Source organism: Psychrobacter sp. NPDC078631 (genome assembly GCF_050268165.1).
Lineage (GTDB): Bacteria > Pseudomonadota > Gammaproteobacteria > Pseudomonadales > Moraxellaceae > Psychrobacter.
In genome coordinates this window covers 1,128,978-1,154,181 of the sequence record NZ_JBNNGG010000001.1, presented here as the reverse complement: position 1 = coordinate 1,154,181, position 25,204 = coordinate 1,128,978, and the positions used below count along the sequence as shown (strand labels likewise).

The following is a 25,204-nucleotide window of genomic DNA, read 5'->3' as shown; positions in this document are numbered from 1 at the left end:
GACGATGCATACCTTATTTCCTGTGCAAACTTCTGCGCAAAACAACCATCTTGATGTAAATCCTGAACCAAATATCAAGGCCATCCAATGGTCGCTGAGTAGTCATTTGGTAGAGTGCTTTCTATTAGAGCAGTGGATGGATGAGCATTTTATTCAAGTGACAACCACTACCGAGTACTTGGCAAATTATCAAACGTCACAACTTCAAGACGCGCATCAATTTTTAGCGTCGCTACCACAGCAGTATCAAGACTTTTTTGACCAAGATAACCCATTAATGGTGATGCAGGTTGACCAAAATAGACAATTATTACTATTGGTAGAGCCTGCTTACGCTTCACCGTGGCGATTATCTAAATCCTGTCTGCCTGTCGTACATAACCTTAATAGCAAGCGTCATGTAGATAGCGCTTTGCTAGAGCCAGTAGGCTCACCACAGCAGTTGTTAGATATGTTTTTATCAATGATGGATAGTGCTACGTTGTCTGATGTCGGTGTCTTAAAGTTAAAAGAAAGCTTAAAGGCTTCCTTTATAGCGCAGCAACAGTCAGCAGCGGCAAATATCACAACTACAGTGTGTCAGCACCCGCATTGGCATCAAACCTTGATTGCGGCGGAGCAGTGGGCCTCACTGATGGATCGTCCGTTTCATCCATTGGCAAAGGGCAAGTTGGGTTTTACTGCACAAGAATATAAACGCTATATGGCAGAGTTTAACCAGCCTATTACGCTGGTATGGGTCGCCATTGCCAAAAGTCATGTCATGGTGGCAGAGCATGTTCAAGACACAACAACGCAAAATCCAGCGAAATATCTTTTGGATACTACGCAGCAGCAGAAGTTGATGCGAGAGCTAGATGATAAAGGTATTACGGAGACGCACATTGCGATGCCCATACACCCTTGGCAAATGACTCATGTGATTGATGACATGTATGCCGACGATCTTGCCAATGGCACAGTTGTCGCCCTCAAGTTTGATACGCTCATCACTTATGCCAGCTCATCCATGCGCAGTATGTTAATTGATGCTGATACGCCAAATAGCATTAAGCTACCTATAGGTGTGTACGCACTGAATTCAAAACGCTACTTGCCAGCGCTCAAGCTGATCAATGGTGAAAAAAATCAAACCCTATTGATGCAAGCAAGAACGTTAGACCCGGTACTATTAGCACAGCTACGGTTGTGGGATGAACGCCTATGGTGGGGCTATATGTCACCCTTTCATCTATATGATAAAAGCGCTATTAATCCCTGTTTTTATCAAGAAAAACCCACGCATCTAGGCGCGATGCTACGCCAACTACCAGCAGATCTGTGTGACGATACGATTCGACTATTACCGATGGCAAGCTTGGGTATGTTGGTCTATAAGCAAGGTATTAGCCATCACATTTTTGACGGGATTGTTCAGGAGGGTATTCATAGTACTACTCAGAATAGTAGCCAAAACAGTGCTCAAGACAGCATCCAAGAAAGCGCGTCACAGAACAAAAAACTCGCTGCCATAGCGTGCTTTAAAAACCTTTGTGATGTGTTTTTGGGAACGATGCTGCGCTGTCTACGCTTAGGGTTTGCGCCTGAAATGCACGGGCAAAATATTGTTATCGTATTAAAAGACAATCGTTTTACCAGTCTATTATTGCGTGACCATGACTCCGTACGTATCCATATACCATGGCTGGCACGTCATCAAATAGCAGATCCTGAGTATTTAAGCCCACCAGATTTTAAAAACCGTCTATATCGCGAGACGCCGCAAGCGCTGATATTTTATCTACAGTCATTAGGGTTGTTAGTTAATATTCGAGCGATTATCGAGTCATTGGTTGAGCACTATCACATCAATGAAGATAAGCTGTGGCATGAGGCAATGACCAGTATCGAGGAGTCCTTAGTGACTATCGATTTTGATGATGATCAGCGTCAGATACTCCGTGATGAGTTATTAAACAGTTCACACTATCCGCATAAAACATTGCTACTGCCTGTGATTGCACGTGGTGCTGACCCTCATGGCAGTATGCCAGCTGGAGAAAGTAAAACGATCAATCCGTTCAAGCGAGTCAAGAACAGTGGTTAAAATTATGAAATACCATAATGAGAACATAATGAATGATATTGATATTCGCGAACTTATAGACAGTTATAAAGAGATAGGTACCTCTACCATTGGCCATCTGACAGGGGTAGGGTATTTACCAGATATTAAATCGCTGAATCCATGCACGGCTACTATAGTCGGCCGAGTGCTAACAGTGCAACTCACCTCTGACAACACAGATGTAATAAACCAAGCATTGATTCAAGCAGCGCCAAATGATGTGTTATGTATTGATGCTCAGATACTAGGCGTCACCGCATGTTGGGGAGCGCTGCGCACTTGTGCTGCTATCTATGAGAAGCTGTCTGCCGTCATTGTCATTGGACAGGCAACTGACTCGGTGCAAATTCAGCAGCTGGACTTTCCGGTATTTGCACAAGGTATCAGTGCTGTGACCACGTTCAAGAGCAACCAAGCACAAGGCACGCTAGCGCCCGATATTGCCTATCGCTTCGGTGAGCAGACGACGACGATTCGTTCAGGCGACATCGCCATTATGGATAATGACGGCGTATTTATATTGTCTGTTGGTGTAGCACAGCAGCTATTATCAGATTGTCAAAAGAAGCATAAAGAAGATGAAGTAAAGTTTCAGCGGTTCTTTGAGGCCTATCGTAAAAACAAGCTAGATAAACTATTCAATGACTAATGAAAATATCAGAGGTTAAATAGTCAACGATATCTGAAAACAGTACAAATAAGCGTTTACTAGCAAGGTGTAAATACATATAGAAATAAAAACGATTATCATTTACAATATGATTCACAAAGTTAGTACACACAGTATTATTAGCTAAATATTACTCATATCACTGTTTATTTATTCAACTAAGTGAAATAACCTAAGTGAAAAAATTATGAAAAGCCATCATCAAGTTGCTCTATCTGTTCTTACCCTTTGTATTAGTCAGCAATTATATGCACAAAACAATATCAATGAAGCGGATGCCGTATTAGATGCACAGACCTCAGCGGAACTGGCTTCAATTACAGTGTCTAACGAGACGCCTAATGTGACTTTAGACACTATCAATGTCACGGCCAAAGCCAGAACGGGCACGGCACTGGCACAGAAAATTAGTGAGATGCCAGCAGTCACTCAAGTAATTACTGAAAATGAGATTCAGATGCAGGCAACGGGTGACCGTACCACTGGTGATATCTTGGCACAATTGATACCGAGTCTGGGTGCTAGTAGTGGTTCTACCAGTAACTATGGTACGACCATGCACGGTCGCCCTGTACAGTTCTTGTTGAATGGTGTGCCTTTAAGCAGTTCACGTAGTCTTTCACGCGAGCTCAATAGTATCGATCCTGCGCAGCTTGAGCGGGTAGAGGTACTCTCAGGTGCTACCAGTATCTACGGTGCTGGTGCAGCAGGTGGCCTGATTAACCTTGTAACCAAATCTTTAGTAGGGTATGGCCCTATCAGACAGACTAGAGTCGGTGTCAGTAGCAGTCGCGGTTTTGAGTCAGACTCATTAGGTTATCATGTAGGGCAAACCTTAGGATATGGCGGCGAGCGAGTGTATGGTCGCTTAGATGTTGATTATGACAATAAAGGCGGCAAGTTTGATAGCAAAGGCAATCGAATCAGCCCAGATGTGAACCAAACGGACCAACAAGATACCGAATCGCTAAGTGTAAATGGTAGCTTGGGTGTAGAGCTCACTGACAGCCAGCGTCTTGATCTTGCAGTGACTTACTATAAAGATGAGCAAAACACCGACTATGGCCCAGATTATGGTGATGGTTTGGCAGTGTTATTTGGCGCAAAACCTTCCTTAAAAGCTATCGATGGTGCCAACGTAGAGAACGAGCCTTATACCGAAAAAAGCTCAGTAAATTTGAGCTATAACGACGATGATTTTGTAGGCTCAGGGTCTAGCCTAAGCTTGACGGGTTACTACCGAGATGAGAAAGGCCGTTTTTACCCTTCTGGTAAAACTGCAGGAGACCAAGCGACTGAAGTATGGCAAAACAATGGTCTAACTGATACAGCCACACTGAAGAAACTGGCAAGTGCTGCAACATTTGTCACTCAATCAGAAGCTGATATCGAAGTAATGGGCTTACGTGCCGCCATGCAAACCGAGACGGAAGTCGCAGGCAAAAAGACACTGTTTAGCTACGGTGCTGATTTCGAGCGCGAAAACAGTGAGCAAACTTACTACGGTCAAGACCTAAATACGTTTCTTGCTAGTAATGGCTTAAGTGCCCAGACAAATGGGCTTACTTATAATGGTGGACCAGATACTACCATCGATAAATGGGGCGCTTTTGTCAATGCAGATGTAGATATAACTGACAAGTGGCATACCAGTGCTGGTGTGCGTTACCAAAAGCTAAAATCTGAGACTGATACCTTTACGCCCATCTATGAGCAACTGCTTGAAGAGTATTTTAATAGTTCTGCTATCAGTGGAACAAGTGCAGCTTACGGCATTGACTATCAAGCTGGCAACGTAGAAAAAGGTAGCACAGATCACGACAAAACCTTGTTTAATCTCGGTACTAGCTATCAGATAACACCGAATGATCAAGTTTTTGCTAATTTTTCACAAGGGTTTACGACAGCTGATATTCAACGGGCGCTACGTGATGTACGTGCCGGTTTCGTGGTTAATTCAGACAACGTACAACCGATTACAACCAATAACTACGAGTTTGGCTGGCAAGGCAAACATGGCGATACAGCAGCACGCTTGAGTGGTTTTTACAACGAATCAGATAAGGTCGTGCGCTTTACTGACAGCTATACCGTAGAAGTTGTCGATACCGATGAGCGTGTCTATGGCGTGGAAGGGTCGCTTAGTCATGATATCAGTGACAAGTGGCAAGTAGGCGGCAGTGTGGCGTATACCCGCGGTCAGTACGATAAGGATGGTGATTGGCTGGAGCTCGATGCAGTACGTCTAACACCGCTAAAAGGTACGGCATTTGCTCAGTATAATTTCGATGAAGGCAGCAATATTCGTCTGCAAGCACTGGCAATCGGCGGTGATGATAAAGCCTTTAAAGACCAACAACAAGACCCTGACTCTAGTGCCTTACCAGTTACCGGTTATATAACCCTTGATGTATTGGGCCAAGTAAATATGCCAGTCGGCCGAGTAGATTATGGCGTTTATAACTTGCTTAATAAGGACTATCTAACGGTCTATCATCAAACCACGTATGGCGATCTGAACCGTTTACCTGCCTCAGGCACGACTTATGGCTTAAGCTATACCGTTGATTACTAAAAAGCGCCACGCATTAAAAAACCCTTCAGGCTATGAAAATTTAGCGTGAAGGGTTTTTTATGTTCATAACTCTCTAAAGAATTCATCTGCTCCAAGAGTATTTGCTAGCGTTTCCAACTTTACGCTTTATCAGATGCAAAAATTATTTTTCGGCATTTTATGATTGACTTATAGTTTATCAATGCTAATCTAACCTCTCTTTGGGGAGTAGCCTGCTTTCGTACTGCGAAAGCGTTCGTATCAACATACTTGGCCACATGCCATGGTGCGAACACCTCTCGGTTGGCGAGACCATCGATATATCTACACTGCAGGTCGGGGGTGTGGCTATGTCGTGGACTCTATACTCGACCAGAGAAAATCACATGAATCCTATCGCACTTCTATTACTTGCTTTTTCTATGTCTACTGATGCCTTTTCTGTAGCAATCAGTAAAGGCGCAAGTCTTAAAAACCCTCGTTTTACCGAAGCTTTCAGAATGGGTGTTATTTTTGGCACCATTGAAGCGATCACGCCTATTATTGGTTGGTTAATTGGTCACTCTGCTACATCTTTTATAGATGCGTCTTTTATTGAGGCATGGGATCATTGGGTCGCGTTTGTCATACTTTTTGCGCTTGGTCTGCACATGCTATATGAGGGACTGAAGCCAAGTGATGAAACGGCAGAAGCGCCGTCGAGACACTCTTTTTTCAAACTTGCTTTGACTGCATTTGGTACCAGCATCGATGCCATGGCTGTCGGTGTAAGCCTAGCATTTGTAAAGGTCAATATTCTACTGGCGGCAGGTCTTATTGGCTTGACCACTACAGTAATGGTCACGCTAGGGGTGATGTTAGGAAAAGTATTGGGCTCCTTAATCGGTCATAGAGCTGAAATATTTGGTGGTGTGATGCTAATTGCCATCGGTGCATGGATTTTATTAAGCCATCTTCAATGATGATATAAAAACTGTCTACTACGAACAGATGGTCATTACGTGTATAGATCTGTTACTGTCTTTCGGATGTAGAAAACCAGTTTACCTAAGAAAAGCCTATCTATATTAATAGTTAGGCTTTTTGGTCTAAAACTAGCACATTACGCTGTAGCGGCTCGCAAGAGGTCTGAAAAACACAGCACTACAAAACTATTAATAATTATCCGCTGTCAGCGGAGAGGCTTGAATAAAGTGCCTATATCTATGCTTATACACATGGTTGTTATTTACTAAGAAAACAGTAGACAATAAAAAAGACCTCCAATCTCTTGAAGGTCTTTTTTATTAAAACTTAAATGTGGTGGGCCCAGTAGGACTTGAACCTACGACCAAAGGATTATGAGTCCTCTGCTCTAACCAACTGAGCTATGGGCCCTAACGTTAGACGCACAATGATACCTGATTTTTTTAATTTTTCAAGCAAAAGATAGGCAGTAATCAAGATATTTTTTATTGAGCCGTATTTTCGTATTACAGGTGACCGCCAGCTATGGTTAGGCTACGTCCACCATCCACAGTGATGATCTCTCCTGTGACATAATTTGCCTGCACAAGATACAGCACACTATGAGCAATCTCATCAGGTTGGCCTATTCGCCGCATAGGGATAGCATCGATGATACTTTGTTGTTGATCGTTATCAATAGCTTGGTCGCTAGTAGGGTCAGGCAAAATGTTGACTCCAGGAGCAACCCCGTTGACCCTTACTTCAGGTGCCATCTCTAGCGCTAGCGACTGCACCATCATTCGATGCGCAGCCTTTGCCATATTATAGACGGTATAGTTGTTAAACGGTCTATCATGCGCGTGTATGTCCAATAAACTGATAATACAGCCTTGTTGCTGCTTTAGATAAGGTAGTAGGGCTTGGCTTAGTAATAAAGGGGCCTTGGCATTGGTCAAAAGCAACTCATCCCACTGTGCATGATTGATACTACCGAGTGGGCTAGGATAAAACCGCGAAGCATTATGCACCAGTACATCAAGCTGTCCAAACGCCTCTACGATATTTTTAACAAAGCTGTCTAAAGCCATCCCATCGTTGACTATCGTTAAATCAGCAACGATAACTTTTGCACTATTAGCACGGATGTCGTTCAGATAGTCAGCCAAGTCATTAGCGTCTTGTTCACTACGATGACAATGAATAATGACGCGGTAACCTTGCCTATGAGCCGCTTTAACAATAGCCGCCCCAATGCGCCTAGCACTACCTGTGACAAGCATCACTGGCGCTTGGTTATTTATATTTTCTGCTTGGTAGGCATTAAGTTCTTGGTCCATAGCAATACTACTTTTTTCTCTAGTGCGCTTGTCTATATCATTGTTGCGCTTGCAAGTGTTCAATCCTGCTTTGGCGTAAGGCTGTACCAATAGCGGGGCCTTTGAGATCTGGCGCAATGTCAGTCATGCTGACAGCGTGAAAGCTATTTAGTGCTAGCATCATTTGGCGATGCTGTGTTGCTAGCTGTAACACATGACTGCACACTAGCAGTTGAGAGAGCTTATCAGGCTCCTTATGTGCACCGCAGGCTTGGATTAGGTCGATTTTTTCAGCCGAATTTAGACTTTTTATTGTGCTTAGTTTTTCAGCTTGCTGAGCGAATAAAGTCGCGAACTGAGTATGTGCTTTTGGGACTTTGGCTTTATTACCGATAGCGTTAATATTTTTTATGGCGGTTGATACGGTAGAGGTAGACTCAGAGTTTTCGCTATTAAATAATGATGAAGACAGGCTAGTCATTAGTAGCGCCCAACGCTGTGATAAATTTAAATGCATCTGTCCTGCAAAGTATAACGCTGTCTGCACTGCTTCTCTTATTTGGACATTGTCCCAAGCGTGATGCAAAGGCGCGAAATACTCTGTGAGTGCACCAATTTCAAACAGTTTTTGCCAATAGACTTGCGGTGATAGCTGCATAGTCGCACGGCTCGATTCTTGCCAAATACGTTCGGCGCTCAAGTGAGCCAGCTCTCCTGTATCAACCAATTGACGCATCAGCGTTAAAGTGTCATCCGCGATGGCAAATCCCAAATCGTAGTAACGGCTATAGAAGCGCACCGTTCGAAGCACACGTAATGGGTCTTCACTAAAAGCACTGGACACATGACGCAATGTCTTACTTTTTAAGTCTTGCAGTCCGCCATAGTAGTCGATGACTTGTCCATTAATCGGGGTATCATCGGTTAAGCTGGTAACTTCGATTGCCATCGCGTTGATGGTTAAATCACGACGGCGCAAATCATCCTCTAGACTAACATCGGGGCTGGCATGTACGCTAAAACCTTTGTAGCCTGAGCCTTGCTTGCGCTCTGTACGTGCCAACGCATACTCTTCATGACTGGTCGGATGCAAAAACACAGGAAAGTCAGCGCCCACTTGTTGAAACCCAGCATCAATCATCTCTGTAACAGTAGCGCCAACGACGACAAAGTCCTTGTCCTTGATAGGACGCTTAAGCAGTCGATCGCGTACAGCGCCGCCCACAAGGTAAATTTGCATAGAAGCCTCTTATTATTATTGAGTTTTATATCGCTAGCTCAATTTTTATAAATCAAAAAAACAGCCAATGCTTTATAAGTTGCATTGACTGGTTTTAGTATAGCAGAAGGGCTCTGTCAATGGATGACAGAGCCCTTCTTAATATGGTCAATCCTCTATAAATTGGGTAGGGTGTCAGCCTCGCTCAGTCTACTATTTGTAGTACTTTCACTCGGCTTCCTTGTATTCAAATTATATTGAACCGACTATAGTGCATTCATACTAGGTATGATATATGACTATTTTTCGTTTTCTAGGTCTTGCGCTTCAGTAACAGTCAATGCAGTCATGTTGACGATACCACGTGCTGTCGCTGATGGCGTCAAAATGTGTACCGGCTTATTAGTACCTAATAGAATAGGGCCAATAGAAGCACTGCCAGTCGCTGTTTTAAGCAGGTTGAAAGCGATGTTTGAGGCATCGAGGGTTGGCAAGATAAGTAGGTTCGCTGCACCTTTTAACGGGCTTGATGGCATATCGTTTAGACGAATATTTTCGTTAAGCGCGGCATCACCTTGCATTTCGCCTTCAAACTCAAAGTCGACATTCATATTGGTTAATAGTTCATGAACCTTACGCATTTTGACAGCGCTGGCACGATCTGAAGCACCAAAGTTAGAATGAGATACTAGCGCAACGCGTGGCGTGATGCCAAAGCGACGTAATTGATCCGTTGCCAAGACAGTCATTTCAGCCAATTGTTCAGCCGTTGGGTCTTCATGAACATAGGTATCAGCGATAAAGATATTACGATCTTGCATGAGTACCGCATTCATTGCATAGAAGTCGTTCATACCTTGTTTTTTGCCAATGACGCTTTCAACGTATTTTAGATGCAATTGGTAATGGCCAAAGGTACCACATACCATGCCATCTGCTGCACCATTTTCAACCAGCAAAGAACCAATCAAAGTCGTCTTACGGCGAACATCACGACGAGCAAGCTCAATGCTTACACCGCGGCGTTTGTTCTTCTCATAGTAACCCTGCCAGTAGTCTTTATAGCGAGGATCGTCATCAACGTTGACGATGGTAATATTCTCACCAGCTTTTAGACGTAGGCCTAATTTTTTAATATTGGCTTCGATAACTGAAGGACGACCAACCAAGATAGGTTGTGCTAGCTTCTCATCAACGACCACTTGTACAGCAAGCAAGATATTGTTGTCTTCACCTTCACAGTACACGATACGTTTTGGATCGGCTTTAGCACGAGCAAAGATTGGCTTCATTACAAACGCAGAGTTATAAACAAACTCAGACAGACGCTGACGATAGGCTTGCATGTCATCGATCGGTAGCGTGGCAACGCCCGAATCCATCGCTGCTTTGGCAACAGCAGATGCGATCTCAATGATTAGATTTGGCTCTAGAGGGCCTGGGATTAAGTAGTCACGACCAAAGCTTTGCATCTTTTCGATGTTTCTAGCGCTAGTAGTTGGTGTGGCTTCAACGTGTGCCATCGCAGCGATTGCTTTTACGCAAGCGACTTTCATCTCTTCGTTAACAGTGGTTGCACCAACATCCAATGCACCGCGGAAGATATACGGGAAGCATAGCGCGTTGTTTACTTGGTTTGGATAGTCTGAACGACCAGTTGCCATGATGACGTCTGGACGTACCGCATGGGCCAATTCTGGCATGATTTCAGGTGTTGGGTTGGCAAGTGCAAAGACGATAGGGTCTTTTGCCATACGGCGAACCATATCTTCTGATAGTGTACCTGGCATTGATAAGCCTAGGAACATATCGACATCGTCCATGACTTCTTCGATAGAAGTAGCCGTGATATCACGAGCATAACGCTGTTTGGTTTCGTCTAGGTTTTCACGGCTAGTACTGATGATACCGCGTGAGTCTGAAACAATGATGTTGTTCTTATTAACACCAAGTGCGCAAATAATATCTAGGCAAGAAATGGCTGCTGCGCCTGCGCCTGAACAAACAATTTTAATCTCTTCAATTTTTTTGCCAGTGATCAACAAAGCATTTAGCATGGCTGCGGCAACAATGATTGACGTACCATGTTGATCATCATGGAACACAGGAATGTTCATGCGCTCACGTAGTACGCGCTCGATTTTGAAACATTCTGGTGCTTTGATGTCTTCTAGGTTGATACCACCAAAGGTAGGCTCAAGCGAGGCAACCGCTTCGATGAATTTATCTGGATCATTTTGAGCAATTTCAATATCAAAAACGTCGATACCTGCGAACTTCTTAAATAGAACGCCTTTACCTTCCATAACTGGCTTCGATGCCAATGGACCGATATTACCCAGACCCAATACAGCAGTACCGTTAGTGATAACACCAACTAGGTTGTTACGTGCCGTGTATTTAGACGCAAGTTTTGGATCTCTTTGGATCTCAAGACAAGGTACAGCAACACCTGGAGAGTAGGCGAGTGCTAAATCACGTTGGTTGGCTAGCTGCTTAGTAGGGGTTACCGAAATTTTACCTGGGCGTGGAAACTCATGGTAATGTAAGGCAGCTTGTTCAAACTGCTCTTTTTCTGTACTGAGGTTATCCGTATTCGAAGTGGTATCGTCATTCATAATAATTGCCATGGTTGGAATAAATTGGAATAAATTAAATGGTGATAAAAAACAACGTCTAACCCTCCAAAAATCATTGAATGATAATAACTGAAAGGTATAAAAACGTTAAACGACTCACGACCATCAGAATCATGGTCGACGATCAAAGATCAAGTCAAAAAAGCAAACTAGCTAAAATATTCATTCTAGCATTATTGCCAATTCACTGCCTAGTCAACAACAGTGAATTGTACGAATAATATAATAAAATGATATTCGTTATTTATCTCGTTGATAATGCCAAAAAATGCAGTTATATATCAACCTTAATTTCATAATGTTTCAAAATATTACAGAATTGAAAGGTGCTAAGGCGAGCAACTACTAAGAAGAGCAGCTACTAAGACGAACAACTAATTGGCATCTGCGGTGTATCAGGCGCAGGCGCACTGCTATCCAAATCATTAGCGATATCTTGCACACTGTAAGGATTGGCTAGTAAACGAAATACCCGATCAACTTCTTCAAACTGACCTTGCTCTGCGGCAGTAATCGCACGCTGCGCCATGCTATTACGAAGGACATAGACAGGATTGTTGGTTATCATGTCATTAACTACCTGCTCAAGTGGCAGCTGCTCGATCTGTGCCAGATAACGTGCTGACCAGCCTTGCCATACTTGCTGCGCATCATTGCTTAATTCAGTGGTCATAGTAGCCAGTAGTTTTTGTTCATAAGGATGATCTGCTGGTGCGATCAAACCGAGTAGGGCGCGGAAGCTATTGGTGTAGTCGAGCAAGTTGTCTTCTAATAGCGTCAACCATTCAAAGGCTAAGCTGAGACTTTCTCTTTGATGCGGTAAACCAAGCTTGCGGCACAGACCTTGCTGATAGTGCTGCATAAAGGTTGCTTCGTAAGGCGCTAAACACTCAGCAAGCGTCTCACGGGTGACGCCTTCTAGGCGCATAAAGTGTGGCAGCCAAACGTTTAGATTCCAATGCCCGATAGCAGGCTGATTCTGATAAGCGTAGCGACCCGTATGGTCTGAGTGATTATTAATCCATGCAGGATTAAAGCGCTCCATAAAGCCAAAAGGCCCGAAGTCCAAAGTACTGCCTGTGATAGATAAGTTATCTGTGTTCATGACACCGTGAGCAAAGCCAATCAATTGCCAATTAGCAATCATACGAGCCGTACGTTCAACCACTGCGGTCAAAAACGCCAAGACAGGCACGTCGCTATCGCGGCACTCTGGATAATAAGTGTCAATCATATAGTCGGTGAACTCACCCAGTACATCAGGGGCAAAGCTGGCAATCCATTCGACATGACCGAGACGAATATGACTGTCTGCCACACGCATTAGTGCTGCACCTGCTTCGATACGCTCACGGCGCACTCTCGTATCAGATACCACAAACCCCAATGCGTTAGATGAAGGGATGCCAAGCTGGGTCAATGCATGACCGCACAGGTATTCGCGAATAGTACTACGTAAGACTGCGCGTCCATCACCCATACGTGAATAGGGCGTCAAGCCAGCACCTTTAAGATGCAAGTCTTGTGGCTGTCCATCATTATCGAGTACCTGTGCCATTAGTAAACCGCGTCCGTCGCCCAATTGCCCAGCCCACTGTCCAAACTGGTGACCAGCATACGCCATTGATAATGGTTTAAAGTCAGCTGGCACGTATTGACCGCCCAATATCTCAACCCAATTGGTCATCAGGTCCTCGTCGTTTGCCCAGCCTAACTGCTGTGCAACTTGAGTGTTGAAGTGACCGACACGAGGATTGTCTAGTGGCGTCGGTGGTTGCTCATGATAAAGGCGCGTGTCTAGGTTGACGTAAGTGTTTTGATAACGCATACAGGCCGTTTCCATTAAAATATAAAAGTGAGAATGTCACTATAGCATAGCTCTCATATGGCATCGTTGCACTCTGTCCGTCTCTTGTAATATCTGGACAAAAAATAAATTTTTCGGTCTTTAATCAACTGAATGTGATGAACGAGATTGTTATTGCTTGTAGGTTGGATCTGGCAATGGCTCAGTCAATGTATTTGACCATTTATTATGATAATAAGGTCATTAGAAGTAGCTAGAATGACATAAGCGATAAATTATAAGCAAAAAAAATCCCCCTATCTAGGACGGATAGGGGGATGGAGAAGCTTCAAAATTATAAAACAAATCAGAGATTAATTAAGCAGCTTTTTCGTTCGCGCCGATAGAGCGGAAAGCGGTTTTTAGATTGCTATTATGCTCAAGGATTTTTTGTTCAATTTTGGCATAATCGTGCTTTAATTTATCATCAACTTCATGCAAACGATCAGCAAACTCTGTTTTCTTAAGCTCGATAGTTTTTGCTTTTAGCGCTTGCCATTCTTCAACAGTCTGCGTAAAGGCATCATATTCAAACTTAATACGGTCTTGGAAGCTCTTCATCGCATGAGGAAGATCAATGCCGCTTACTGCTGCTGTATCGATTTGCTGCTGAGCCTTCTTAAACTGCATTTGTACTTCTGCATGTTTGATGGTCGTATCATCAACAGTACGCAGCTCAGAGGTTAAACCAAGTTTTGATAAACCAGCGATTAACCATTTGGTTGGGTCATATTGCCACCATTTCACGCCATTACGATAGTCGTATTGGAAGAAGTGATGGTAGTTATGATAACCCTCACCCCATGTAAAGATAGCCAAGAAGAAGTTATCACGAGCACTGTTGGTATCCGTATAAGGACGTGTGCCAAACATATGGCAGAACGAGTTAATAAAGAACGTAAAGTGATGCGTCAATACCAAACGTAATAGGCCTGCGATAACCAACGTACCCCAAACATCACCAAGCAACCAACCGATAGCGGCAACCATACCAACGTTCATGGCAACTACCCATAGACCGTAGTATTTATGCTGAATCTGTAAGACTCTATCTTTAGTCAAATCAGGAATGTTTTTGTAGTCGAACTTGCCGCTAGGGTAGTTACGTAGCATCCAGCCAATATGACTGAACCAGAATCCACGCTGTGCTGAATACGGATCATCCAAACGATCATCTACATGACGATGATGAGTACGGTGACCAGAAACCCAATCAAACGCAGAACCCTGTACCGCTAGGGTAGAACCAAGCAATAAAAAGTTTCTGACAATTGGATGCGCTTTATAAGCACGATGCGCCATTAGACGATGGTAACCTGCGGTAATGCTGATACCAGTCCATACCATAAAGGCACCGAATACACCCCAAACAGGTGCGCTCACTTGATGAGTGAACAAGTACCATGGCGTAATGATAGCAGCAGCAATCGGCGTCGCTACCAAAATAGTCGCCGGAATCCAATTGATCGGTGCTTTGGTAAATTCAAACTCGCGCATATCAATGCTTTGCTCTTGCGCAGAAAGATCCGCTTGCTCAGAAGCTTTAGCATAATTGCGTTTGGCAACAGGCTGCTCATCAAGCGCCATTTGCGCTTTTTTCTCATCAAAACGAGTTTTAAAACGCGTTACTTGAGTGCTGGCGGTCTTTACAAGCGTGTCACCAGATTTGATAGCGAAACGTAAGCCTTTAAGCGGTAAGCCAAGTGCTTTTTTTGCAATCATATAATATCCCTAACGGTATTAATTTAAGCCACCATAGTACCTTAAAAAGCATGTAAAGTGAACACTTATACACTATAAAAATATTGCTAAATAACAATAACTTGTATGGATTATAGAATGTATTGGTCAAAAATACGAGTGACTTATCAGACATGAAGGAGAAGTGTAACAAGGAGGGTAGATATGTAGAAAAGAATGCGTTTATCGAAAAAATGATTAAATATCAAAAAAGTACAGATAACTCGGTTAAGGCAACAGCAAATGACTTGGAAAATCCGTAATGATGACATCGGTCTGCCATTTGATGAGCTGCTCAATGGTAGGAATATCATTAACCGTCCAAGCACTTACGGGCAATCCATAACGGTGGCTATGTTTAATGACGGCTTGGGTCAAAAGCGGATAATGAATGCCTAGTTGAATACAGCCGAGTTGCAATGCGGTATTGGTCGCGCTTGCCAACGCTTTTGGCGTACGAATGAGCAAGCCGCGAGGCATATGAGATAATAGTTTGTGACGTTGCAAACGGTTGTGTAGCTCTACATCGAAGCTCGTCAATACAACTGGTAAACTGGCAAGAGGTGTATTAATAAATGCCTGCCGAAGCGCTGCAATCAACACCGCATAATTGGTACGGCTATGTGTTTTAATTTCCAGCTCAATAACGTTAAATCCACTAAGCGCAGGTGCTATGCTTGCGAGCGTCATAATAGGTTGGCCAAACTGCAACTGGCATTGAATCTCAGTCAGTTTCAACTGGTCAATACGTGATTGCCGACCGCACATACGCTCTAGATCGTCATCGTGGAATACGATTAAGTGACCGTCAGCGTTTAGTTGTATATCAAATTCTACGCCTGATAAGCCTCTTGACTTGAGGTTTTGAGAGTATTGAAAGCCTGAAAAGGTATTTTCTAATGCCTCACCGCGTGCGCCTCGATGACCTAACAACAACGTATCTCTAAAATTTATCATATGCACCAATTATTGATGATTTTTATGCCCAATCATATAGCGTCATATCAATGACGTCTAACAAAAACTGTGATGAAATCCGTACTTTTTTAAATATGACTTTTTAGATTCCAAATCTTCGAATGTTTGTTATGTTTTTGCAACCAAACGCAGGTTTTTTCCACAATGAGGGGCACTATTTGTATATCCATGGGCTACACTAATGACCATTTGATTTAAACACCGTATAATGATGTGGTTTTCATATCTGTAGCAGCTAGCGTTGCATTTGAATGTTGAACACTGTCAGTCAGTGGCGGTACGAACCTGTAAATTGGGAGTAGAGTTAGTATGAGCGTAGCAAATATAAGTTTGAGCAAGTGGCATAAAGTTGCTGGGATTGGATTGGTATGTGGTTTGGCGCTTGCAGGCTGTGATCGTTCAGATAAAGAAGACACTACTGAGCAGGCAGAGCTAACAGAACAAGAGACGGTCGATGCTGAAAATAGCATTGCGCCTGCGATCAGTTGTGATGATCCTATGGTGCAAGATCGCCTGAAGTCAGCTCTAAAGAATACGCTCAATCAACAAGCACAGTCATTGGCTGCCAATTATGCAAATGATGCTGAAATCAGTTTAGCAAACGGTGTGGTTAGCGAAAAAACCAATGGCGTTGTCATTGATGTTCAAAACGCTGCCATCTTGCAACAAGCCAATGAGAACGGTATGACCACTTGCCAAGCAAGTGTCAGCATGACGCTACCAAGTGAAGACTTGTATCAAGCCAGTCAGGTACAAGCGGCCAATAATCAGCCAAGCTTACAATCACGTTTAGCGCAAGACAATATCCGTATCAATAACAATATGCTTGTTGATGACGCTTTCACTTACATCGTCGGTACTCAAGGCGGTCAAGTGCGTACGCGCATTGCAGGTCAACCTGCTTTGATTACTGTCGTTGCAGATGTGATGGCAGGTTCTGTATTTAAAACTGCAATGGATGAGCAACGCGCCCAACGTGCTGCTGAGCGCCGTGCAACACAGAACAACGATACGACTCAAACAGCGCCAATCCGTCAGCCAAGAACTGTAACGCCAGTTCAGCCAATTCGCCCAACTGAACCTACGCCGCCACCAACCATCAATAAACCTGCTGAAAGTCAGAGCAGTTCGACTGCAAACACTCAAGCAGCAGCTGCCGAGCCTAGCAAGCCAGCCACACCAAAAGCCGTGCCTAAAGATGAAACCATCGATATGGTCATCATTGAAGACAACAGCGCGACTTATTAATTTATCATTGTAATAAGAGGTAGCGATATCCAGTAAACCGAATTGCTATTGCTGAATAATAAAAACCCCGCAACAATTATGTCGCGGGGTTTTTAGTGTTTAAGCTATTTATTGTTAAATACTTAGTTTTTATTATTGACTGTCAGTGAACGTCTTCAATGCTTGACTGTCCCACAACACCTCAGAGATTTTTTCTGGATCTGTACAAAAGCGTGCAGCGACAAACAACCAATCAGATAAGCGATTAATAAAGCTGACGGCAGTACTACGAATCGCTTGTGGACGCTGCTGTTGCAATATCACAGCTTGACGTTCAGCGCGGCGACACACACTACGCGCCACGTGTAATTGACTGACCAATATAGAACCTGTCGGCAAAATAAAGTCTTTTAGCGGTGGCAATGTGGCATTCATCATATCTATTTGCTGCTCTAACCATTCAATATGAGTGGCATTAACCCCTTCATATTCTGGCATGGCAAGCTCGCCGCCTATATTGAATAACAAGTGCTGAATGATGACCAAGGCTTCAGAGAACTCTTTCTCTATAGATTGCCCTTTATTGTGCTTTAGTTGCGCACGTACCAAGCCGATATGTGAGTTGAGCTCGTCGATGTCACCCATGACGCTAAATAGATCGTCCGCTTTGCTAAGGCGGCTGCCATCAGCCATACCAGTGCTGCCGTCATCTCCAGTACGTGTGTATATTTTGCTTAAGCGATTGCCCATCTTTACATCCTTAACGGTTTTTATGATTGAATAGCGTTAGTTGCACGCTCATTGTAGTATTTTACGCCTGTTTTCGCTAAGATAATGGGTTACGTTTTATATCACGACGTTTTTTGGTCTGAATTTTTTATTTACATGATTTATAGTCTCAGTCATTTGTATGGCTTATTCATACACCGCGGCTGAGATTTCACATTTCTCTATTTTATTTACGTTACAAGGCTTTTTTACTATGACCACACCACTTGCAGATGCGATGTCCCAACTTGCCATTTACGATTCATTGACTGGCAGCAAGCGTCAGTTTGTACCACTCAAAGCAGGGCAGGTTGGTATGTATGTGTGCGGCATGACTGTTTATGACTATTGTCATATTGGTCATGCGCGAGTGATGGTCGGTTTTGATATGGCCGTTCGTTGGTTAGCACGTTTGGGTTACAACGTGAATTACGTACGTAATATCACTGATATCGATGATAAAATCATTGCTCGTGCTGCTGAAAACGGTGAAGAGATTGGTACATTGACGCAGCGCTTTATTGAAGCGATGCATGAAGACGCAACAGCCCTTGGTTGTGAGATGCCAAATGCTGAGCCACGTGCGACCGATCATATCGATGACATGCAGAATATGATTGAGACGTTAGTCACTGGCAACTATGCGTATGCAGGCGACAACGGTGATGTCTATTATGCCGTCGATAGCTTTGACGGTTATGGCAAATTATCTAAGCGTAATCTGGACGATATGCAGGCAGGTTCGCGAGTCGAAGTTGAAAATGATAAACGTAATCCATTTGACTTTGTACTATGGAAATCTGCAAAACCTGACGAGCCGCAGTGGGCATCACCATGGGGTCAAGGGCGTCCAGGCTGGCATATTGAATGTTCAGCGATGTCGACTAAGTGCTTAGGTAGTACCTTTGATATTCACGGCGGTGGTCATGACTTACAGTTCCCGCATCATGAAAACGAAATCGCGCAGTCTGAGGCAGCGACTGGTTGTGAGTATGCACGCAACTGGATGCATGTTGGTTTTATCAATGTCGATGGCGAAAAGATGTCTAAATCATTGGGCAACTTTTTTACCATTCGCGATGTCATGGCAAAATACCTGCCAGAAACGGTACGTTTTTTCTTATTATCGAGTCACTATCGTAGCCAAGTAAATTTCTCTGATAGCGCCTTAGATGAAGCACATAATAGCCTAAGCAGACTATATAATGCACTAAAATTGGCTGAGCAACAAAAAGGACAGTCAATCGTAATCAATGAAGACTTAGTGGCTGAAGCTTACAATAGCGCGGTTGCTCCAGACTTCATCAAGGCGATGAATGACGACTTTAATAGCTCGACCGCCATCAGCGTCTTATTCGGATTGGCTCGCGATATCAATAAAGCCATTAAAGCAGAAGACGTCGATACCGCATGGCAATTAGCCCAGCAACTAAAAGCATTGGCGCAAGTATTAAATATTTTACAGCAGCCAGTGCAGCAGTTTTTGCAAGCAGTGACTGGTGATCAAGCAGAAGATGGTCTAACGGATGCGGTTATTGATAATTTGATTATCGAACGTGCAGAGTCTAAAGCCAACAAAAACTTTGCTCGTGCTGATGAGATACGTGAGCAACTAAAAGAGGCTGGTATTGAACTCGAAGACAGCCGTGCTGGCACGACATGGCGCCGCGCTTAAAACAACTCTTGCCGTTTATAGGGTAAATAGCTACAAATCTCGTAATAAATTAAGTCAGCTTTAGGCTGGCTTTTTTTTGCTTACTGAATTAGGTTAAAGCAGCACTGATATACTTTTGATACTTTCCTTTTATAGACTGATGGCTTTGAAAACATGAATACTCTTAAAGACAATCCTATGAACCATCATTGTGCCGTTTTGCACTCAGATGATAATCATCAAGTAGATGTAGAGAAAAGTCGTTTCAAAAGCCATAGGCTGCAAGTATTGTTAGGCTTTTTTATTATCGCTATAAGTGTGATCTATGTGCCTGTTTACGCAGCAAGTAGTGAAAATGCACAGAGTACGAGCGAGCCGGAAAAACAAACACCTAGTAAACCTGATAGTTTTACTGAATATGCAGCTCAGCAAGTCAATGCGCTTAAAGATGAGAGTGTTAGTATTTCTGGTATTACTGAAGAGATCTTCGATCCTACTGAGCGTAATGCAGTGGAGCAGGCAGGCAGGCTACAAGGTGATACGGCACTGACCGGAGAATACAGTGAGAGCTACTATATACTCGATAAATTAAATGCTGGGTTGCCGCCGTTATCTGAGCCAGCTAACTTAGAAACACCGCTTGCAGCTTTAGAGTTTTTTCAATCAGCGTTAATGAAACAGCAGTATGATTTGGCCGCTTACGCGCTAAACATGAATTTAATTGACGAGAAAAGCCAACGGAGCCGTGCGCTTGATCTCACAAAGCGATTAGATTTTTTATTGTCTGAAAAAGAGCTCTATGTATTCGATGATATGCCAGATCGTCCCGATGGCTTAATTGAACCACCACTTGGTAATAATAGCAGTGTCATGGGCATTGCCAGACGTTCTATTCAGCTTGGCTATGTTGATTATCGCGAGCGCCGTGTTCCTATCTATTTGCAGCGAGTGCGGGTAGGGGATGAAGCCCCTGTCTGGGTGTTCTCGGCGCAGACAGTAGGCAATATTGATAATCTCTATGAACAGTATCATCCAGCTGAGTTCGAGCGTTATTTGCCTACTTGGTTAAAGTTAAAGTTTTTTGGAATTGCGCTATGGGAATTCTCAGCGCTGATATTGTTCTTTTTATTAACCATGGGCATGGGTTGGCTACTGAGTAAAGGTACTGCAAAAATCATCAATCATTATATCGATGAAGAAAAATACAGCATGTATGTTGGCAGCACCAACGGTGTGGCAGATTTGGTTAGTAAGCTGACAGTACCATTAACCTTTACTATCAGTTTTTCACTGGTTTTTACCTTAGTTTCTGGTGGTTTTCCTTATTTAGATGCAGTTGCCTCATCTACTCGTCCACTTATTTGGATTGGTCTGGTATTTAGTACCATGTGGTTAGGTATTCGTATCATTAACTTTTTTGCCAATCGCTATCAAGACATGCAGATTGAAAATTTGGCTGCAGAGCATTTTGATAAAGAACGTCGTCGCCGTACTTATGTATCGATATTCCGTCGTGTGTTTATTTTCGCGATGATTTTGGGAAGTTTCTGGATAGGTCTTAGTGAATTTGCCAATATGGAAGGCCTTGGCAAGACGTTACTGACTTCAGCGGGTATTGCAGGTGTGGTTATCGGTATTGCGGCACAGCCAATATTAGGAAATATCATTGCTGGTGTGCAGGTAGCAGTGACGCAGCCAGTGCGAATTGGCGATAGTGTGATAATGGATGGCAATTTTAGTACGGTGGAAGACCTGCGTTACACGTATGCCGTGTTAAAAACATGGGATGAGCGTCGCTTGATCGTGCCAATGCGTGAGCTAATCACTGAACGAGTGGAAAACTGGTCACATACGGAAGTACATCAGACCTGTCCTGTGTTTTTGTATATTGATTATGGTGCAGATATCGACGCTATTCGAGAGGCGTTTATATCGATGGTCAAGGACAATAAACTTTGGGATGATAAAACAGAACCTGAAATGTATGTGGTTGATGTGACCGAAAATACCATTCAACTACGCGGCGCTGTTTCATCGGTAGGGCCTATAGAGGCATGGACGCTGGCTTGTGAGATACGAGAGCAAATGCTTGGCTACCTGCATGCGCAGCAAAACAAATATCTACCTACAGAGCGCTTTACGTTAACTAAAGGCGAATAGGATTCAGGAGTAACAATGGGCTTTGCGAGCTTGATTGGCTTTAAAAGCGAGTTATTAATGGTTTGAAGCATAATTGTCATCGATAAAGACGCACTTGTGTAAAATAATCTGACAAATATAGTGTGTCAGCGAGGCGCTTATTTGTTATAATGTGGCGTTATTTTTATAGGATAACTGAGTGGTTAGCGATGAGTCGGCACTGTGCTTGCAGCTGCAATGATTGATACGCTTGACCCTGAGCTCCTACCCATCAAAATAACCACCACTAGGGGTCTGTATGTTGCGAATTGTCGATGAAGCCTTAACCTTTGATGACGTTTTATTATTACCAGCCTATTCTGAAGTTCTGCCAAAAACTGCTGATCTGTCTACTCGTTTGACCAAAAACATCACACTTAATCTTCCGCTAATCTCTGCGGCGATGGATACGGTGACTGAGTCTGAAATGGCTATCACTATGGCACAGCTTGGTGGCATGGGTATTTTGCATAAGAGCATGGACATCGAAAAGCAGGCCACACAAGTACGCCGTGTCAAAAAATTTGAAGCGGGTACCGTTGTTGATCCTATCACTGTCCATCCAGAGATGACGATTGGTGAATTGCTGCGTTTGACACAAGATAACAATATCTCAGGTGTGCCTGTGGTCGAAAAAGGCACAGATAACGTTGTGGGTATTGTTACCCATAGAGATTGGCGTTTTGAGACCAATTTATCGTTGCCAGTTAGCCAGATCATGACACCTAAAGAGCAGCTAGTAACTGTGCATGAAGGTGAAAGCAACGAAAATATCAAAAGATTGTTGCATGAGCACCGCATCGAAAAAGTCATCGTTATTGACGATAACTTCCGCCTGCGTGGTTTAATTACTGTTAATGATTTTGCCAAAGCTGAAAATAATCCAAATGCATGTAAAGACGAACAAGGTCGCCTACGTGTTGGCGCGGCTGTTGGTACTGGTGCTGATACACAAGCACGCGTTGAAGCACTAATCGCTGCTGATGTCGACGTTATCGTCGTTGATACTGCGCACGGTCACTCAAAAGGCGTGATCGATAAAGTATCTTGGATCAAGAAAAACTATCCGCATGTACAAGTAATCGGTGGCAACATCGCAACAGGTGAGGCCGCAATTGCTTTACGTGATGCAGGTGCTGATGCAGTAAAAGTAGGTATCGGCCCTGGTTCCATCTGTACTACGCGTATTATCGCAGGTATCGGTGTGCCACAAATATCAGCCATTGATAATGTTGCTAGTGCTTTAAAAGACAGCATTCCATTGATTGCTGACGGTGGTATCCGCTACTCAGGCGATATGGCAAAAGCAATCGCTGCTGGTGCATCATGTATCATGGTTGGTTCACTCATGGCTGGTACGGAAGAAGCACCAGGTGAAGTTGAGCTGTTCCAAGGTCGCTATTATAAAGCTTATCGTGGTATGGGTAGTTTGGGTGCGATGTCCGGATCAAATGGTTCTTCAGATCGCTACTTCCAAGATGCAAAAGACGGCGTAGAGAAGTTAGTGCCAGAAGGTATCGAAGGTCGTGTTCCTTATAAAGGACCAGTTGCGGGTATCGTTAACCAGTTGGTTGGTGGCTTACGTTCATCAATGGGTTATACGGGTTCTGCCACTATCGAAGATATGCGTACCAATCCGCAGTTTATCAAAGTAACCTCAGCAGGTATGAAAGAGTCGCATGTGCATGATGTGCAAATCACTAAAGAAGCACCGAACTATCGAGTAAACTAGATCGTTCCGTGAAATGCTTCCTTTCTATAGATTTAAATCGTATTAATGTTAGCTGAGACGTAAGGCTGCAGCGAGCTTAAGATACAAACAGCCAACAATGCTCTGTTATTGTTGGCTGTTTTTTTTGTAAAATACAGAAACAGATTATTACAACAATAGTATTGCCTGCGTATACGCTTGGCCTTTTATTTTTTTGACTTGAGGAACACATAATGAGCTATTTTGGCACTGATGGAATTCGTGGAAAATTTGGTGAATTACCAATTACACCGGACTTTATCTTAAAACTAGGCTACGTCACTGGGCTTGTTCTCATAGAAAAAAATGAAAATCCTACGCGTAAGCCAAGTGTTGTGATTGGTAAAGATACGCGTCTGTCAGGCTATGTGATAGAGGGAGCATTACAAGCAGGTTTTAATGCGGCTGGTGTCGATGTTTATATGCTTGGACCACTTCCGACTCCAGCGATTGCGCATTTGACCCGTAGCTTTAATGCAGATGCCGGCGTGGTTATCTCAGCCTCGCATAACCCTTATTATGATAATGGCATCAAGTTTTTCTCAGGTGACGGCAAAAAGATAAGTGATGAGATGCAAACTGCAATCAATGATAAATTGACAGCAATTATGAACGACGTTAGTAGTGACTTTGCTATGATGCCTATTCTTGATCCTGCAAATTTAGGTAAGAACAATCGTATTGATGATGCTAAAGGTCGCTATATTGAATTTTGCAAAGGCAGCTTCCCTTATCAATATGATCTCAGTCATCTGACGGTAGTAGTGGATTGTGCCAATGGCGCAGGCTATAGCGTAGCACCTAGAGTAATGCGCGAGTTGGGGGCCAACGTGATTGCCATAAATAATACGCCAGACGGCATTAATATCAATGCTGAATGTGGTTCTACTCATCCTGAAAGCTTACAAAAGGCTGTGCTTAAGCATGAAGCAGATGTCGGTATTGCGCTAGATGGGGATGGCGACCGTATTGTAATGGTTGATGAGACGGGTAAGCTAGTTGATGGTGATGGTATCTTATATGTACTTGCCACCCAAGGTAAAACCAAAGCTGAAGGTGTTGTCGGCACGCTCATGAGCAACATGGGGTTAGAGCTGGCACTAAAAGATGCAAATATTCAATTTACTCGCGCAAAGGTTGGTGATCGCTATGTGATGCAGGATTTAGAAGCTAATGGTTGGATATTGGGCGGTGAGCCATCTGGCCATATCTTATGCTTAGATAAAAGTCGTACAGGGGACGCTATCATTGCTGGCTTGCAAGTACTAGCAGTAATGCAAGCCAGAGAGCGTGCGTTAAGTGAACTTGTTGAAGGTTTTGAAGTGTTACCGCAAAAGCTAGTCAATGTACGCCTATCTCAAATGCAAGACCCATTTAAACATGAAGAGTTGCTTGCTGCTTTTGATAAAGCACAGGCAACGCTAGAGGGTCGTGGTCGTCTTCTGATACGTCAGTCAGGTACAGAGCCTATGATTCGTGTGATGGTGGAATCAGATGATGAGATAGAGTGTGATGTAATGGCTAATGACTTAGCTGATCTTATAAAGTCGGTACTAGGCTAATAGCATTCAAGGCAATAAGTGGTATTCAAGATAATGACCGGTATTTAA

Annotated in this window: 16 protein-coding genes, 1 tRNA gene and 1 riboswitch; of the genes, 9 read left to right on the top strand and 8 right to left on the bottom strand. The window is 43.4% G+C overall.

The genetic code is table 11. The features are described 5' to 3' along the window. The first annotated feature begins 4 nt into the window (after nt 1-4). The 4 genes from ACQKCP_RS04570 to ACQKCP_RS04555 all read left to right on the top strand — a co-directional run bounded on the left by ACQKCP_RS04570 (nt 5) and on the right by ACQKCP_RS04555 (nt 6,293). A complete protein-coding gene (locus ACQKCP_RS04570; RefSeq protein WP_427611451.1) occupies nt 5-2,086 on the top strand; it encodes an IucA/IucC family protein in 2,082 nt (693 codons plus the stop codon). A gap of 28 nt (nt 2,087-2,114) precedes the next feature. Further along, on the top strand, nt 2,115-2,756 hold the full coding sequence (locus ACQKCP_RS04565; protein WP_427611450.1) for an RraA family protein: 642 nt from the start codon (nt 2,115-2,117) through the stop codon (nt 2,754-2,756). A gap of 208 nt (nt 2,757-2,964) precedes the next feature. Next, nucleotides 2,965-5,352, top strand: a complete 2,388-nt coding sequence (locus ACQKCP_RS04560; RefSeq protein ID WP_427611449.1) for a TonB-dependent receptor — start codon at nt 2,965-2,967, stop codon at nt 5,350-5,352. 190 nt (nt 5,353-5,542) lie between these two features. Continuing rightward, a riboswitch (yybP-ykoY riboswitch) is annotated at nt 5,543-5,710 on the top strand. Between the two features lie 7 nt (nt 5,711-5,717). Then, nucleotides 5,718-6,293 (top strand): manganese efflux pump MntP family protein, encoded by a 576-nt coding sequence (locus ACQKCP_RS04555; RefSeq protein WP_427611448.1) that lies wholly within the window; start codon nt 5,718-5,720, stop codon nt 6,291-6,293. A gap of 338 nt (nt 6,294-6,631) precedes the next feature. On the opposite strand, the gene ACQKCP_RS04550 is transcribed toward ACQKCP_RS04555, so the two are convergent. The 7 genes from ACQKCP_RS04550 to ACQKCP_RS04520 form a co-directional block, all read right to left on the bottom strand. Further along, a tRNA-Ile gene (locus ACQKCP_RS04550) sits at nt 6,632-6,708 on the bottom strand. 95 nt (nt 6,709-6,803) lie between these two features. Then, a complete protein-coding gene (locus tag ACQKCP_RS04545) occupies nt 6,804-7,616 on the bottom strand; it encodes a pteridine reductase (protein ID WP_427611447.1) in 813 nt (270 codons plus the stop codon). Nucleotides 7,617-7,653: 37 nt separating this feature from the next. Continuing rightward, a complete protein-coding gene (locus ACQKCP_RS04540) occupies nt 7,654-8,835 on the bottom strand; it encodes a tRNA nucleotidyltransferase (RefSeq protein WP_427611446.1) in 1,182 nt (393 codons plus the stop codon). A gap of 278 nt (nt 8,836-9,113) precedes the next feature. Then, entirely contained in the window at nt 9,114-11,432 is a 2,319-nt protein-coding gene (locus tag ACQKCP_RS04535; protein ID WP_160021186.1) for an NADP-dependent malic enzyme, read from the bottom strand. Nucleotides 11,433-11,814: 382 nt separating this feature from the next. Continuing rightward, complete coding sequence (locus ACQKCP_RS04530; protein WP_427611445.1) at nt 11,815-13,281, bottom strand: protein adenylyltransferase SelO; 1,467 nt, start codon at nt 13,279-13,281, stop codon at nt 11,815-11,817. Nucleotides 13,282-13,617: 336 nt separating this feature from the next. Further along, entirely contained in the window at nt 13,618-14,796 is a 1,179-nt protein-coding gene (locus ACQKCP_RS04525; RefSeq protein WP_191115423.1) for an acyl-CoA desaturase, read from the bottom strand. A 471-nt stretch (nt 14,797-15,267) separates the two neighbouring features. Further along, on the bottom strand, nt 15,268-15,996 hold the full coding sequence (locus tag ACQKCP_RS04520) for a glycerophosphodiester phosphodiesterase (protein WP_427611444.1): 729 nt from the start codon (nt 15,994-15,996) through the stop codon (nt 15,268-15,270). A 330-nt stretch (nt 15,997-16,326) separates the two neighbouring features. Here ACQKCP_RS04520 and ACQKCP_RS04515 point away from each other — a divergent pair, with 330 nt between their 5' ends. Beyond that, on the top strand, nt 16,327-17,265 hold the full coding sequence (locus ACQKCP_RS04515; protein ID WP_427611443.1) for a hypothetical protein: 939 nt from the start codon (nt 16,327-16,329) through the stop codon (nt 17,263-17,265). 132 nt (nt 17,266-17,397) lie between these two features. On the opposite strand, the gene ACQKCP_RS04510 is transcribed toward ACQKCP_RS04515, so the two are convergent. Further along, nucleotides 17,398-17,994, bottom strand: coding sequence for a cob(I)yrinic acid a,c-diamide adenosyltransferase (locus ACQKCP_RS04510; protein ID WP_427611442.1), 597 nt, complete (start codon nt 17,992-17,994; stop codon nt 17,398-17,400). A 232-nt stretch (nt 17,995-18,226) separates the two neighbouring features. On the opposite strand from ACQKCP_RS04510, the gene cysS reads away from it, so the two are divergent. From cysS to glmM, 4 genes are all read left to right on the top strand, one after another. Then, nucleotides 18,227-19,687, top strand: coding sequence for a cysteine--tRNA ligase (gene cysS / locus ACQKCP_RS04505; protein WP_427611441.1), 1,461 nt, complete (start codon nt 18,227-18,229; stop codon nt 19,685-19,687). Between the two features lie 153 nt (nt 19,688-19,840). Further along, on the top strand, nt 19,841-21,826 hold the full coding sequence (locus ACQKCP_RS04500; protein ID WP_427611440.1) for a mechanosensitive ion channel family protein: 1,986 nt from the start codon (nt 19,841-19,843) through the stop codon (nt 21,824-21,826). A 277-nt stretch (nt 21,827-22,103) separates the two neighbouring features. Then, nucleotides 22,104-23,576 (top strand): IMP dehydrogenase, encoded by a 1,473-nt coding sequence (gene guaB / locus ACQKCP_RS04495; RefSeq protein ID WP_057760534.1) that lies wholly within the window; start codon nt 22,104-22,106, stop codon nt 23,574-23,576. A 212-nt stretch (nt 23,577-23,788) separates the two neighbouring features. Next, nucleotides 23,789-25,156, top strand: coding sequence for a phosphoglucosamine mutase (glmM, locus tag ACQKCP_RS04490; RefSeq protein ID WP_427611439.1), 1,368 nt, complete (start codon nt 23,789-23,791; stop codon nt 25,154-25,156). Nucleotides 25,157-25,204 lie beyond the last annotated feature (48 nt).